The sequence below is a fragment of the Klebsiella sp. GFKo11 genome (genome assembly GCF_056490265.1).
Genome location: NZ_CM151369.1, coordinates 6,076,420 through 6,090,839, shown reverse-complemented (window position 1 = coordinate 6,090,839; position 14,420 = coordinate 6,076,420). Strand labels below are relative to the sequence as shown.

Annotated in this window: 14 protein-coding genes; 9 read left to right on the top strand and 5 right to left on the bottom strand. The window is 55.6% G+C overall.

The window, feature by feature from the left end; all coding sequences use genetic code 11:
* The first annotated feature begins 96 nt into the window (after positions 1-96).
* Together ysgD and corA are read left to right on the top strand one after the other, a co-directional pair.
* Positions 97-153: a YsgD/CorL family protein gene (ysgD, locus tag AC07P6_RS29175; protein ID WP_350494802.1), complete on the top strand. Its 57-nt coding sequence runs from the start codon at positions 97-99 to the stop codon at positions 151-153.
* Between the two features lie 150 nt (positions 154-303).
* Positions 304-1,254, top strand: coding sequence for a magnesium/cobalt transporter CorA (gene corA, locus AC07P6_RS29170; RefSeq protein WP_110276862.1), 951 nt, complete (start codon positions 304-306; stop codon positions 1,252-1,254).
* Between the two features lie 27 nt (positions 1,255-1,281).
* On the opposite strand, the gene rarD is transcribed toward corA, so the two are convergent.
* Both rarD and yigI read right to left on the bottom strand, forming a co-directional pair.
* Positions 1,282-2,175 carry an EamA family transporter RarD gene (gene rarD / locus AC07P6_RS29165; RefSeq protein WP_304254994.1) on the bottom strand — a complete coding sequence of 298 codons (894 nt, stop codon included), beginning with the start codon at positions 2,173-2,175 and terminating at the stop codon, positions 1,282-1,284.
* 49 nt (positions 2,176-2,224) lie between these two features.
* A complete protein-coding gene (gene yigI, locus AC07P6_RS29160; RefSeq protein ID WP_181484139.1) occupies positions 2,225-2,689 on the bottom strand; it encodes an acyl-CoA thioesterase YigI in 465 nt (154 codons plus the stop codon).
* A 154-nt stretch (positions 2,690-2,843) separates the two neighbouring features.
* Between yigI and pldA the strand changes: the two genes are divergently transcribed.
* The 3 genes from pldA to rhtC all read left to right on the top strand — a co-directional run bounded on the left by pldA (position 2,844) and on the right by rhtC (position 6,292).
* Complete coding sequence (gene pldA, locus AC07P6_RS29155) at positions 2,844-3,716, top strand: phospholipase A (RefSeq protein WP_478315265.1); 873 nt, start codon at positions 2,844-2,846, stop codon at positions 3,714-3,716.
* 67 nt (positions 3,717-3,783) lie between these two features.
* Positions 3,784-5,610 (top strand): ATP-dependent DNA helicase RecQ, encoded by a 1,827-nt coding sequence (gene recQ, locus AC07P6_RS29150; protein WP_478315264.1) that lies wholly within the window; start codon positions 3,784-3,786, stop codon positions 5,608-5,610.
* Positions 5,611-5,671: 61 nt separating this feature from the next.
* Positions 5,672-6,292 carry a threonine export protein RhtC gene (gene rhtC / locus AC07P6_RS29145; protein WP_304255000.1) on the top strand — a complete coding sequence of 207 codons (621 nt, stop codon included), beginning with the start codon at positions 5,672-5,674 and terminating at the stop codon, positions 6,290-6,292.
* A 42-nt stretch (positions 6,293-6,334) separates the two neighbouring features.
* Here rhtC and AC07P6_RS29140 read toward each other — a convergent pair whose 3' ends face one another.
* Both AC07P6_RS29140 and rhtB read right to left on the bottom strand, forming a co-directional pair.
* The gene (locus tag AC07P6_RS29140; RefSeq protein ID WP_478315263.1) at positions 6,335-7,255 is read right to left on the bottom strand and encodes an Rpn family recombination-promoting nuclease/putative transposase; all 921 of its coding nucleotides are present in this window, start codon (positions 7,253-7,255) and stop codon (positions 6,335-6,337) included.
* Positions 7,256-7,417: 162 nt separating this feature from the next.
* On the bottom strand, positions 7,418-8,038 hold the full coding sequence (gene rhtB, locus AC07P6_RS29135) for a homoserine/homoserine lactone efflux protein (protein WP_478315262.1): 621 nt from the start codon (positions 8,036-8,038) through the stop codon (positions 7,418-7,420).
* A gap of 109 nt (positions 8,039-8,147) precedes the next feature.
* Here rhtB and pldB point away from each other — a divergent pair, with 109 nt between their 5' ends.
* The 3 genes from pldB to AC07P6_RS29120 all read left to right on the top strand — a co-directional run bounded on the left by pldB (position 8,148) and on the right by AC07P6_RS29120 (position 10,972).
* Positions 8,148-9,140, top strand: coding sequence for a lysophospholipase L2 (gene pldB, locus AC07P6_RS29130; protein WP_110276854.1), 993 nt, complete (start codon positions 8,148-8,150; stop codon positions 9,138-9,140).
* A gap of 43 nt (positions 9,141-9,183) precedes the next feature.
* A complete protein-coding gene (gene yigL, locus AC07P6_RS29125) occupies positions 9,184-9,984 on the top strand; it encodes a sugar/pyridoxal phosphate phosphatase YigL (RefSeq protein WP_478315261.1) in 801 nt (266 codons plus the stop codon).
* A gap of 88 nt (positions 9,985-10,072) precedes the next feature.
* Positions 10,073-10,972, top strand: coding sequence for a carboxylate/amino acid/amine transporter (locus tag AC07P6_RS29120; RefSeq protein WP_478315260.1), 900 nt, complete (start codon positions 10,073-10,075; stop codon positions 10,970-10,972).
* On the opposite strand, the gene metR is transcribed toward AC07P6_RS29120, so the two are convergent.
* On the bottom strand, positions 10,860-11,813 hold the full coding sequence (gene metR / locus AC07P6_RS29115) for an HTH-type transcriptional regulator MetR (RefSeq protein WP_181484131.1): 954 nt from the start codon (positions 11,811-11,813) through the stop codon (positions 10,860-10,862). The genes AC07P6_RS29120 and metR overlap by 113 nt on opposite strands.
* 117 nt (positions 11,814-11,930) lie before the next feature.
* Here metR and metE point away from each other — a divergent pair, with 117 nt between their 5' ends.
* Positions 11,931-14,192: a 5-methyltetrahydropteroyltriglutamate--homocysteine S-methyltransferase gene (metE, locus tag AC07P6_RS29110; protein ID WP_478315259.1), complete on the top strand. Its 2,262-nt coding sequence runs from the start codon at positions 11,931-11,933 to the stop codon at positions 14,190-14,192.
* The last annotated feature ends 228 nt before the right edge of the window (positions 14,193-14,420 follow it).

Below are 14,420 nucleotides of genomic sequence, written 5' to 3'. Positions count from 1 at the left end.
GGCGCTTGATTTGCTCTTTAGCGTTCCGTTGCGTGTTGACGCCGTTTTGGCGCTGGCGTAACATGCGCGCACGATTACGCTAAGAGGACATTCGCCTTGGACACACCCAGTAGATGCTGGCTCAACTTCCTGTCCATCAGGAACAACTCCTAAGGCTATCCTCTTATGCTGATAGCCTTAGCGGTTGTCGGCGACCCGTTCTATTCCCGTCGCTCTGAGTCAGGCTTTATGGTCTGAAACCCAAATTGTTTCTGTGTGCCCACCGAACTGTCCGATAATTTTTTTGCATTGGGAGTCCCGGTCATGCTGAGCGCATTTCAACTGGAAAATAATCGTTTAACGCGTCTGGAAGCAGATGAGATCAAGCACCTCGCCAGTTCGGTGTGGGTCGATCTGGTCGAGCCTGACGATGAAGAACGAAGCCGCGTGCAAACGGAATTGGGCCAGAACCTGGCAACGCGTCCGGAGCTGGAAGACATCGAAGCGTCAGCGCGTTTCTTTGAAGATGAAGACGGTTTACACATCCACTCATTTTTCTTTTTTGAAGATGCAGAGGATCACGCCGGTAACTCGACCGTGGCGTTTACTATCCGCGAAGGGCGTCTGTTCACCCTGCGCGAGCGGGAGCTGCCCGCTTTCCGCCTGTATCGTATGCGCGTTCGCAACCAGTCGATGGTTGATGGTAATGCCTACGAGCTGCTGCTTGACCTGTTCGAAACCAAAATCGAACAGCTGGCGGATGAAATTGAAAACATCTACAGCGACCTGGAAAAACTCAGCCGGGTGATTATGGAAGGCCGTCAGGGCGATGATTACGATGAGGCGCTCTCTACGCTGGCGGAACAGGAAGATATCGGCTGGAAAGTTCGCCTGTGCCTGATGGATACCCAGCGCGCGCTGAACTTCCTCGTGCGTAAGGCGCGTTTACCGGCGGGCCAGCTGGAGCAGGCGCGTGAGATCCTGCGCGATATCGAATCCCTGCTGCCGCACAACGAATCACTGTTCCAGAAAGTTAACTTCCTGATGCAGGCGGCGATGGGCTTTATCAATATCGAGCAGAACCGCATCATCAAGATCTTCTCGGTGGTTTCCGTGGTGTTCCTGCCGCCGACGCTGGTGGCTTCCAGCTATGGGATGAACTTCGAATTTATGCCCGAGCTGCACTGGAGTTTCGGTTACCCCGGCGCGATTGTCTTTATGATGCTCGCCGGTCTGGCTCCGTATCTGTACTTTAAGCGCAAAAACTGGCTGTAAAAAAAGGAGCTTCGGCTCCTTTTTTCGTTATGCCTTACGCGTTCTGCGTATGGTGTAAATCGCATCCATCACGAAAATCGCCAGTGCCACCCAGATAAACGCGAAAGTCACCATCTTATCCGCCCCCGGCACCTCGCCGTAGAACGTCACCGCCAGCAGGAACATCAGCGTCGGGCCGATATACTGGAAAAAGCCCAGCGTGGAGAGGCGCAGACGCGTCGCCGCACCGGTAAAGCACAGCAGCGGGATTGTGGTCACTACGCCCGCCGCGATTAACAGCAGGTTCAGCGACCATGGGTTCTGACCCATATGGCTGGTTGGGCTATCGGCAATGCCAAACAGATAGATAGCGGCGACCGGCAGCAGCCACAGGGTTTCGAACAGCATCCCGGTTTGCGCATCAACGGCGATCTTCTTACGCACCAGGCCGTAGAAGGCGAAGCTGAACGCCAGGCCCAGCGCAATAATCGGCAGCGAGCCGAAAGTCCAGAGCTGCACCAGCACACCGCAGGCGGCCAGCAGCACCGCCAGCCACTGCATCCGGCGAAAGCGCTCCCCGAGGAAGATCATCCCCAGCACGATGTTCACCAGCGGGTTAATAAAATAACCGAGGCTGGCTTCCAGCATATGATGGTTGTTGACCGACCAGATAAACAGCAGCCAGTTGCCGCCGATCAGCACTGCCGACAGTGCCAGCAGGAAGACCTTTTTCGGTGTTTTAAGCAGCCTTTTGACCTGCGGCCACTGGCGGCTGATGCTGACCAGCGCCACCATGAAAAAGAAGGACCAGATCACGCGGTGAGTCAGAATTTCATCGGCGGGAACATAGTAGATAAGCTTGAAGTACGCAGGCGCGATACCCCAGATAAAATAGGCGGCCAGGGCCAGAAGAACCCCTACCCGCGTTTGTTTCGCATCCATCGGTACAAATCCATTGCCAAAGAGAGTGATGTTACTCGATTTAGGCTAATCAACCCACCATATACGTCGCCGTGGCGCTGGCGATATAAACCTGCTCTTCGTTATGTAGCTCGACGCGGGCCACCGCGACTTTGTTACCAGCACGCAGCAGGCTGCTGGTGGCGGTGAAGCGTTCCCCTCGGCCCGGGCGCAAGTAATCAACGCGCAGATCGATGGTTCCCATCCGCGACAGACGTTGGCGCAGCTCTTCTTCATTGATCGTGTCATGACGAGTCAGCGTACTACCTACACAGACCAGCCCCGCGGCAACGTCCAGCGCGGAGGCGATAACGCCGCCGTGTAAAATGCTTTGCGCCCAGTTGCCAACCATCATCGGCTGGTTATTAAAGCTGATCTGAGCAAACTCTTTTTCGTAGCGCTCCAGCTCCAGCCCTAAGGCACGGTTATAAGGCATATGATAAACAAAGATTTCTCCCACCAGCTTAAGGGCGGCGGCGGCGGTCAGTTCAGACATAACAATATTCCAAAAGTTAACGAAATGTTGATTTTATGCTTCTAAAATATTGATTTCTACTTTAAGAACGGATAACAGGTCAGAAGACGCATAAATAGGTAGAATGCTGGCTGGGTTAAACAGAAATAATAATTATCCATCCAGGAGAACAGTAATGCGTATCTCTTTGGCCTGCCTGCTGGCGCTTGCTGCGCTTCCGGCTGGCGTTCTGGCGCAGGACGCGCCTGTAAATAAACAGGTTCATGACACCCCTGCCGTTCGCGGGAGCATTATCGCCAACCTGTTACAGGACCATGATAATCCGTTCCTGCTGTATCCCTATGAGAGCAACTATCTGCTCTATACGTGGACCAGCGATCTCAATAAAGAAGCGATTCGCAGCTACGACTGGGCCGAGAACGCGCGTAAGGATGAGGTGAAATTCCAGCTTAGTCTGGCGTTTCCGCTATGGCGGGGGATCCTCGGCGATAACTCGCTGCTGGGCGCTTCTTATACGCAGAAATCCTGGTGGCAACTCTCCAACAGCAAGGAGTCCGCGCCGTTTCGCGAAACCAACTATGAGCCGCAGCTGTTTCTCGGTTTTGCGACCGACTATTCGTTTGCTGGCTGGACGCTACGCGATGTTGAAATGGGCTACAACCACGACTCCAACGGCCGATCCGATCCCACGTCCCGTAGCTGGAACCGTCTCTATACCCGGTTGATGGCGCAGAACGGCAACTGGTTGGTGGAGGTGAAGCCCTGGTACGTGATTGGCAGCACTGACGATAACCCGGATATCACCAAATATATGGGCTATTACCGCCTGAAAGTGGGTTATCAACTTGGCGAGGCGATTCTCAGCGCTCAGGGGCAATATAACTGGAATACCGGTTACGGCGGAGCTGAGCTTGGGGTGAGTTATCCGGTCACCAAACATGTGCGCGTCTATACTCAGGTCTATAGCGGTTATGGCGAGTCGCTCATCGATTATAACTTTAACCAGACCCGCGTCGGCGTCGGGCTGATGCTCAACGATCTGTTTTAATCGTTGCACTCTGGCTCTCAGGCGCTGAAAATAGCGCCTGTTTTCTTTTCAGGCATATGGGGTCAACGTGGCACAGGCGGAAGTATTAAATCAGGAATCGCTGGCTAAGCAGGTTTTACAAGAAACCTTCGGCTACCAGCAGTTTCGCCCGGGCCAGGATACCATTATCGATACGGCGCTGGCAGGGCGCGATTGCCTGGTGGTGATGCCGACCGGCGGCGGAAAGTCGCTGTGTTATCAGGTGCCGGCGCTGGTGCTGGGCGGCCTGACCGTCGTGGTATCGCCGCTTATCTCACTGATGAAGGACCAGGTCGATCAGCTACTGGCCAACGGCGTGGCGGCGGCGTGCCTGAACTCAACGCAGAGCCGTGAGCAGCAGCAGGAAGTGATGGCTGGCTGTCGCAGCGGGCAAATTCGTCTGCTGTATATCGCCCCGGAACGCCTGATGCTGGATAACTTCCTTGAGCATCTCAGCCACTGGAATCTGTCGATGCTGGCGGTTGATGAAGCCCACTGTATTTCCCAGTGGGGCCACGATTTCCGCCCGGAATACGCTGCGCTCGGCCAACTGCGTCAGCGGATACCGCAGATCCCGTTTATGGCGCTCACCGCCACCGCCGATGATACCACCCGGCGCGATATCGTCCGTCTGCTGGGGTTGAATGACCCGCTGATTCAGGTCAGCAGCTTCGATCGACCTAACATCCGCTATATGCTGATGGAAAAGTTTAAGCCGCTGGATCAACTGATGCGCTACGTGCAGGATCAGCGCGGCAAGTCGGGAATCATCTACTGCAATAGCCGTTCGAAAGTGGAAGATACCGCCGCGCGTCTGCAAAGCCGAGGCGTTAGTGCGGCTGCGTATCATGCGGGCCTGGAACACCAGGTTCGTGCTGATGTGCAGGAGAAATTCCAGCGCGATGACCTGCAAATCGTGGTGGCGACGGTGGCCTTTGGCATGGGCATCAACAAACCGAACGTGCGTTTTGTGGTGCATTTCGATATCCCCCGCAATATTGAATCCTATTACCAGGAGACCGGGCGCGCCGGGCGCGATGGCCTGCCTGCCGAAGCCATGCTGTTTTACGATCCGGCAGATATGGCGTGGCTCAGGCGCTGCCTTGAAGAGAAGCCCGCCGGGCCGTTGCAGGATATTGAGCGTCATAAACTGAACGCGATGGGGGCGTTTGCCGAAGCGCAAACCTGCCGCCGTCTGGTGCTGCTCAACTACTTTGGCGAAGGGCGTCAGGAGCCGTGCGGAAACTGCGATATCTGCCTCGATCCGCCGAAGCAGTACGACGGTTTAATGGATGCGCGTAAGGCGCTGTCGACGATTTATCGCGTCAATCAGCGTTTTGGTATGGGCTACGTGGTGGAAGTGCTGCGCGGCGCTAACAACCAGCGTATTCGCGATATGGCGCACGATAAGCTGCCGGTCTACGGTATTGGTCGCGAACAGAGTCACGAGCACTGGGTCAGCGTTATCCGCCAGCTTATCCATTTAGGCCTGGTCACGCAGAATATTGCCCAGCACTCGGCGCTACAGCTCACCGAAGCTGCTCGCCCGGTTCTGCGCGGCGACGTGACGCTACAGCTTGCCGTACCGCGCATTGTGGCACTGAAGCCGAAGGCGATGCAAAAATCCTTTGGCGGTAATTACGATCGCAAACTGTTCGCTAAGCTGCGCAAATTGCGTAAAGCGATCGCCGACGAAGAGAATATCCCCCCATATGTCGTGTTTAACGATGCGACGCTGATTGAGATGGCCGAACAAACGCCGCTGAGCGCAGGTGAGATGCTCAGCGTGAACGGCGTCGGCACGCGTAAGCTTGAGCGTTTTGGTAAAGAGTTTATGGCTCTGATCCGTGCGCACGTGGATGGCGATGATGAGTAGTCAGCCAGACGAAAAAGTGCAAATATAGTTTTCGTCCTTACTATTTTCCTGCGAGTTAATCATGTTGACGCTCTTCTTCACCGTGGCGCTGGTGCATATCATTGCGCTGATGAGTCCGGGACCGGATTTTTTCTTTGTCTCACAAACCGCCGTTAGCCGCTCCCGCAAAGAGGCGATGATGGGCGTCCTGGGGATCACCTGCGGCGTGATGGTGTGGGCGGGCGTAGCGCTGCTCGGCCTGAACCTGATTATCGAGAAAATGGCCTGGCTGCACACCATTATCATGGTCGGCGGCGGGCTGTATCTATGCTGGATGGGCTTCCAGATGCTGCGCGGCGCGCTGAAGAAAAGCGACGTAGCGGCGGCGGAGCCACAGGTTGAGCTGGCGCGTAGCGGTCGCAGTTTCCTGAAGGGGCTACTCACCAATCTGGCGAACCCGAAAGCGATTATTTACTTCGGTTCTGTGTTCTCGCTGTTTGTTGGCGACGACGTTACCGCCAGCGCGCGCTGGGGCATTTTCCTGCTGATCGTGCTGGAGACGCTGGCCTGGTTTACGGTAGTCGCCAGCCTGTTTGCCCTGCCGGGGATGCGCCGCGGCTATCAGCGGATGGCGAAGTGGATCGACGGCTTCGCCGGCACGCTATTTGCCGGTTTTGGTATTCATTTGATTATTTCACGCTAAGTCTCCTGCGGCCCGTCCAGGGGTTTATGGGCGGGCCGGGTATTAATGACGGAGCTGCTGCAAATCGTCAGGTGTGAGACCGGTCATTTCCATAACCGCAGTATCATCGATGCCCCGGTTGAGCATTGCTTTTGCGACTTCCATAAAGGCGGCGCGCTTGCCATTTTTTATGCCTTCCTTCATGCCTTCCTTGATGCCCTTCTGCATACCTTCCTCGAGCCACTTTTCTGCCAGAGTCATCAGTACTTCTCCATGCTGCGGCACCCGCTGTGCCAGCTCATATAATAGCGGCCGAACGTCCTGCTCTTCTCCCGCCTGGGTCATATATTTTATCAGTACGGTAATTTGTTGTCTGCTCATCTGTTCGAGCATCAGCAGGCTGGTGAGCTTGTCCAGAAGCTCAGCCATCTCACGCTGGCGAATGTGCTTTTGCACCAGCGTCAGGGCCGCCATGCTGCGGTGCTGCATGATTTCGTCGTCGGGGATAACGGTGATATCCACCAGCGGAAAGGCATTGGCGTAAAGCTGACGCGCAGTATCCGGATCGGCAAAGCTTTCCAGCCAATTCAGGGACCAGGGGTAGGGGCTTCGCCGTCCCTGATAAAAGAGTATCGGGATCACCAGCGGCAGCGTCTTGTGCCCATTCTCGAGATGCCTCTGCATGGCGGCGATGGCGTAACGCATCAAGCGAAACGCCATCAGTTTATCGGGCGAGCTTTGGTGTTCAATCAGGACATGCACGTAGCCCTGACCGCTGGTGGTCTCCAGTGAATAGAGTATATCGCTGTAATAAGGCCGCAGGTCGTCTTCAATAAAGCTCCCTGATTCCAGGCGCAGCGTATCCAGTTTGCAAATCTGAATTAACGAGGGCGGCAGGTGGATCTCAATAAAGTCCCGCGCGGTTTCCACGCGGGAGAGAAAGGTTCTGAATACCGCATCATGTGGAGTTGCCGCTTCCGCCATTGTTTTCGTCCATGAATAAGAGCATCAGGCGGCATTCTGCCATTGGCGCTGCGGGGTCGACAGTACGCAAAAGAATTATCTTCTCTCTTTGCGTGCGCCCTCGAGTGACGATGTTGCTGCGTCCACAAGGTGAACCTCAAATTGCGAGCGTGATTCCATTCATCAGGCGTGACGGGCGGAAGCCAGCAGCGCCCCGACCAGCATAAACAGCGAGCCGAATACCTTGTTCAGCGCCTTCATCTGTTTCGGCCCCTTAATCCACGCCGCGATGCGTTGGGCCAGCGTCGCATAGCCAATCATCACAATGATATCGACCACGATAGTGGTGGTGCCGAGTACGAGGTACTGCATCACCTGAGGCTGATTGGGCACGATAAACTGCGGGAAGAGCGCGGCGAGAAACACGATGCTTTTCGGGTTGGTCAGGTTGACGAACACCGCGCGTTTAAAGAGTTTCCCACGAGTTTGCGCTTTCGCCAGGGTATTGAGATCGATTGAACCCGCGGCCCGCCATTGCTGAATCCCAAGCCAGATAAGATAGGCAGCACCCGCCCATTTGAGGATTTCAAAGGCTAACAGCGAGCGGGAAAATAGCGTACCCAAACCGACGCCGACCAGCACGATATGAATGCCCAGTCCGGTCTGTAGACCAGCAATAGAGGCCGCCGCACCGTGATAGCCATGGTTAATTGAGGTGGTCATGGTATTAATTGCCCCGGAACCCGGCGACAGGCTGAGAATAATAGATGTCAGCAGATAGGCAAACCACCACTCGAACGTCATGAGAAACTCCCTGATTGTCTGTTTTTATGCCACAATACGCTATTGTGTAAGCATTGTGTGATACACGATAAAAAAACGATTTTCAGCGGTTATCAGGGGTGTAAGCCCGATGTTTTTGCAGCAAAAGGACTGGGAAACACGAGAAAACGCGTTCGCGGCCTTTACCATGGGGCCACTGACCGATTTCTGGCGTCAGCGAGAAGAAGCGGAATTCAGGGGCGTGGATAATGTTCCGGTGCGCTTTGTTCGCTTCTGCGCCAAGAGTAATGACCGGGTGATTGTTATCTGTCCGGGTCGCATTGAAAGCTACGTTAAGTATGCCGAGCTGGCTTACGATCTCTTCCATTGCGGTTTTGATGTGATGATTATCGATCATCGCGGGCAGGGTCGTTCCGGACGGATGCTTTCTGATACCCACCGTGGACACGTCGTCAATTTCAGCGATTACGTTGATGATCTTGCCGCATTCTGGCAACAGGAAGTGGTTCCGGGGCACTGGCGGAAACGGTATATACTGGCTCACTCGATGGGCGGAGCTATTGCGACGCTATTTTTGCAACGTCACCAGCAGCATTGTGACGCGATAGCGCTCTGCGCGCCGATGTTCGGGATTGTCATGCGTTTTCCTGACTGGATGGTGCGCCATATTCTCGATTGGGCTGAGGGCCATCAGCGCATTCGCGAAGAGTATGCCATCGGTACCGGCCGCTGGCGGGCGTTGCCCTATGCGGTCAACGTGCTGACGCATAGCCGTCAACGTTATCGTCGCAACCTACGTTTTTATGCCGATGACCCGCAGCTGCGGGTCGGCGGGCCGACGTTCCACTGGGTGCGTGAGGGGATCCTCGCGGGCGAAGAGGTGTTGGCTGGGGTAGAAAAAGACGTCACGCCAACTTTGTTGCTCCAGGCTGAAGAAGAGCGGGTGGTTGATAACCGTATGCACGATCGCTACTGTGAACTCCGTGCCGCTGCCGGTCATCCCTGTGAAGGGAATAAGCCGTTTGTCATAGAAGGGGCATACCATGAGATCCTTTTTGAAAAGGACGCCCTGCGCTCAGTCGCGCTGAATGCTATCGTCGATTTTTTCCGTCGACATAATTAATCTGGCGAAACGCTAGTCGCCCTGCTTAGAGGTTAAAATTTTTATGTACCAGGTTGTTGCGTCTGACTTAGATGGCACGCTGCTTTCCCCCGATCACTGCTTAACTCCCTACGCTAAAGAGACGCTGAAGCTGCTTACCGCACGCGGTATCAACTTTGTGTTCGCGACCGGCCGCCATTACATTGATGTTGGGCAAATTCGCGATAATCTCGGCATTAAATCCTACATGATCACCTCCAATGGTGCGCGGGTGCACGATAGCGAAGGGAATCAGATCTTTGCTCACAACCTTGACCGCGATATCGCCACCGACCTGTTTGAGATGATGCGCAACGATCCGGCGATTGTGACCAACGTTTACCGTGAAGATGAGTGGTTTATGAACCGCCATCGTCCTGAAGAGATGCGTTTCTTCAAAGAGGCAGTGTTCAACTACAAGCTGTATGAGTCGGGCGAGCTGGACCCTGAGGGGATCAGCAAGGTCTTTTTCACCTGTGATAAGCATGAGCAGCTACTGCCGCTGGAGCAGGCGATCAACGCGCGCTGGGGTGACCGCGTAAACGTGAGTTTCTCTACCGTGACCTGCCTGGAAGTGATGGCAGGCGGCGTATCGAAGGGTCATGCGCTGGAAGCGGTGGCGAAAATGCTCGGCTATAGCCTGAAAGAGTGCATCGCCTTCGGCGACGGCATGAACGATGCGGAAATGCTGTCGATGGCGGGTAAGGGCTGCATTATGGTTAACGCGCACCAGCGCCTGAAGGACCTGCATCCTGAGCTGGAAGTGATCGGCAGCAACGCCGATGACGCCGTACCGCACTATCTGCGTAAACTGTATCTCGACTAAAAAAGATTGACAACTGCTCTATAATTGAGCAGTTGTCAACTGACCTCTTCGCTACAATGAGTGTTCTTTAATCTACGAGACATTCATTGTGGCGCTACTGATTATCACCACCATTCTGTGGGCCTTTTCCTTTAGCCTGTACGGCGAATATTTGGCGGGTCATGTCGATAGCTATTTCGCGGTGCTGGCGCGCGTTGGCCTGGCGGCGCTGGTGTTTTCACCCTTCCTGCGTACGCGTGGACAAAGCCTGACAACTATTGGCTTGTATATGCTGGTGGGCGCGATGCAGCTTGGCATCATGTATATGTTGAGCTTCCACGCCTACCTCTATTTGACGGTCTCTGAGCTCCTGCTATTTACCGTTCTGACGCCGCTCTACATCACCCTAATCTACGATCTCATGAGCCGACGTCGCCTGCGCTGGGGCTATGCCTGCAGCGCGCTGCTGGCGGTTATTGGCGCAGGAATTATTCGTTATGACCAGGTGACCAACCATTTCTGGACCGGTCTGATCCTGGTACAGCTCTCCAACATCAGCTTCGCTATCGGGATGGTGGGCTATAAGCGCCTGATGGAAACGCGCCCGATGCCGCAGCATAACGCTTTCGCCTGGTTCTATATCGGGGCGTTTCTGGTGGCGATAGTTGCCTGGACTCTGATGGGTAACGCGCAGAAAATGCCGGAAACGTCGCTACAGTGGGGCATTCTGGTCTTTCTTGGCGTGGCGGCGTCGGGAATCGGCTATTTTATGTGGAACTACGGCGCCACCCAGGTGGATGCTGGTACGCTCGGCATCATGAACAATATGCACGTGCCCGCCGGGCTGCTGGTGAACCTTGCCATCTGGCAGGAGCAGCCCCGCTGGCCGAGCTTTATTATTGGAGCTCTGGTGATCCTGGCCTCGCTGTGGGTCCATCGGCGTTGGGTCGCTCCGCACTCCTCACAAACGGTAAGTGGTCGCAAGCGTGGTTCCGCGCTGAGCGAATAAACGCCTCGGTGGCCGGCTGCCGCTGCTCGCCATCGCGCACTGCGGCGTACAGCCGGCTCCACAGTCCCTCGCCCAGGGTTTTGGTCACCACCAGGCCCTGGCGTTCAAAGTTTTCTACTACCCAGTGCGGCAGGGCAGCGATACCCATCCGTGCGGCCACCATCTGAATTAACAGCAACGTATTGTCGACGCTCTTCAGCTGCGGGCTGATCCCTGCAGGCTGTAAAAAGTGACGCCAGATATCCAGGCGCGCGCGCTGCACCGGGTAAATCAGCAGCAGCTCGGTGGCTAAATCCTCAGGCGCAATCCGCGTTTTTGCCGCCAGCGGATGATCCGGCGCCAACACCAGACGCACTTCAAAATCAAACATCGGTGAATAGTGCAGACCGCTGCGCGGCAGAATATCAGAGGTCATCACCAGATCCAGCTCACCCTGCTGCAACCCTGGCTGCGGGTCAAAGGTGACTCCGGACTGAAAATCCACTTCCACATGCGGCCAGCGGGCGCGGAAATTCTCCAGAGCCGGGGTGAGCCATTGAATACAGCTATGGCATTCGATGGCGATACGCAGACGGGTTTGCTGCGGCTCATTGCAATCCTGCAAGGCGCGGCTAATTTGCGGCAGTACCTGATTGGCTAGCTGTAGCAGAATCTCTCCCTGTGGGGTAAAGCGCAGCGGCTGGCTTTTACGCACAAATAGACGAAAGCCAAGGCGCTGTTCCAGATCGCTGAACTGGTGGGACAAGGCGGATTGGGTCTGGTGCAGGGCCGCTGCCGCGCCTGCCAGAGAACCGCTATTCCGCAACGCCTGGAGCGTTTTCAGGTGTTTAATTTCGATCATGAAAGTCCTTCACTTCGGCATGAATAATTTGCGCTTGAGGAATATACAGTAACTGCCAATTATGGATGTGTAAACATCTGGATGGCTAAATACAAAAAATTCCATAAGGGGCATAACATGACAATCCTGAATCACACCCTCGGTTTCCCTCGCGTTGGCCTGCGTCGCGAGCTGAAAAAAGCGCAAGAGAGCTACTGGGCGGGCAATAGCTCCCGTGAAGAACTGCTGGCGGTTGGGCGTGAGCTGCGTGCTCGCCATTGGGATCAGCAGAAGCAGGCAGGCGTTGATCTGCTGCCGGTGGGTGATTTCGCCTGGTACGACCATGTTCTGACCACCAGCCTGCTGCTCGGCAACGTGCCGGCTCGTCATCAGAACAAAGACGGTTCCGTCGATATTGATACCCTGTTCCGCATTGGCCGAGGTCGCGCACCGACCGGTGAACCGGCTGCCGCAGCGGAAATGACCAAATGGTTTAACACCAACTACCACTACATGGTGCCGGAATTCGTGAAGGGCCAGCAGTTCAAACTGACCTGGACTCAGCTGCTGGATGAAGTGGACGAAGCGTTGGCGCTGGGCCACAAGGTCAAACCCGTTCTGCTGGGGCCAGTCACTTACCTGTGGCTCGGTAAGGTGAAAGGCGAGCAGTTCGACCGCCTGAGCCTGCTGAACGATATTCTGCCGGTCTACCAGCAGGTGCTGGCTGAGCTGGCAAAACGCGGCATTGAGTGGGTACAGATTGATGAACCAGCGCTGGTGCTCGAGCTGCCGCAGGAATGGCTGGCGGCCTTCCAACCGGCTTATGAGGCGCTTAGAGGCCAGGTTAAGCTGCTGCTGACCACCTATTTTGAAGGCATTACGGCGAACCTTGAGACCATCACCGCGCTGCCGGTGCAGGGTCTGCACGTTGATTTTGTTCACGGTAAAGATGACGTAGCAGAGCTGCATCAACGTCTGCCTGCCGACTGGCTGCTCTCTGCGGGGCTGATCAACGGTCGCAACGTTTGGCGCGCCGATCTCACCGAGAAATACGCACAGATTAAAGACATCGTCGGTAAACGCGATCTGTGGGTGGCTTCTTCCTGCTCTCTGCTGCACAGCCCGATCGACCTGAGCGTGGAAACTCGTCTGGATGCGGAAGTGAAGAGCTGGTTTGCCTTCGCCTTGCAAAAATGCGCCGAGCTGGCGCTGCTGCGTGATGCCCTGAACAGCGGTGATACTGCCGCAATTACCGAATGGAGCGCGCCGATTCAGGCCCGTCGTCACTCGACTCGCGTGCATAACACGGCGGTCGAAAAACGCCTGGCGGCGATTACCACCGAGGACAGCCAGCGCGCAAGCGTCTATGAAGTGCGTGCCGAAGCGCAGCGGGCGCGCTTTAAGCTCCCGGCCTGGCCGACCACCACCATCGGCTCTTTCCCGCAAACCACGGAAATTCGCGGCCTGCGTCTGGACTTCAAAAAGGGCAATCTCGATGCGAATAACTATCGTACCGGCATAGCAGAGCACATCAAGCAGGCGATTGTGGAGCAGGAGCGCCTGGGGCTGGACGTGCTGGTGCACGGTGAAGCCGAACGTAACGACATGGTGGAATATTTCGGTGAACACCTGGACGGTTTTATCTTCACCCAGAACGGCTGGGTGCAAAGCTACGGCTCCCGCTGCGTTAAACCGCCAGTAGTGATCGGCGATGTTAGCCGCCCGCAAGCGATCACCGTTGAGTGGGCAAAATACGCCCAGTCGCTGACCGACAAACCGGTAAAAGGAATGCTGACCGGTCCGGTGACCATTCTTTGCTGGTCATTCCCGCGCGAAGACGTGACCCGTGAAACCATTGCTAAGCAGATTGCGCTGGCGCTGCGTGACGAAGTGGTGGATCTGGAAGCGGCCGGTATCGGCATCATTCAGATTGACGAACCGGCGCTGCGCGAAGGTCTGCCGCTGAAGCGTAGCGACTGGGATGCGTACCTGGCGTGGGGCGTCGAGGCTTTCCGCATCAACGCCGCCGTGGCGCAGGATGACACCCAGATCCACACCCATATGTGTTATTGCGAGTTTAACGACATTATGGATTCCATTGCCGCGCTGGATGCCGACGTCATCACCATCGAGACCTCGCGTTCCGACATGGAGCTGCTGGAGTCGTTCGAAGAGTTCGACTATCCGAACGAAATCGGGCCGGGCGTCTACGATATTCACTCGCCGAACGTCCCAAGCGTGGAGTGGATTGAAGCCCTGCTGAAGAAAGCGGAGCAGCGTATCCCAGCAGAGCGCCTGTGGGTGAACCCGGACTGCGGCCTGAAAACCCGCGGCTGGCCGGAAACCCGTGCCGCGCTGGCCAACATGGTCAAAGCCGCGCAGAACCTGCGTCAGGGGTAATGTAGAATTACCCGGCTCGCAGACGATGGTGAACCCGTAGCTACCGTCGGGTAAGGCGCTAGCCGCCACCCGACAAAATGCGGCACACGCTATAAATCAAACTGTGGGAGGCTTCGGCCTCCTGTTCTCATTATTCCCCCGCCAAAAACGATCGTTAATTCGCCTTTATGATCGCCCTCACAAACATGATAACATTATATTGTTATAACAATTGCCGCCAAAATAATA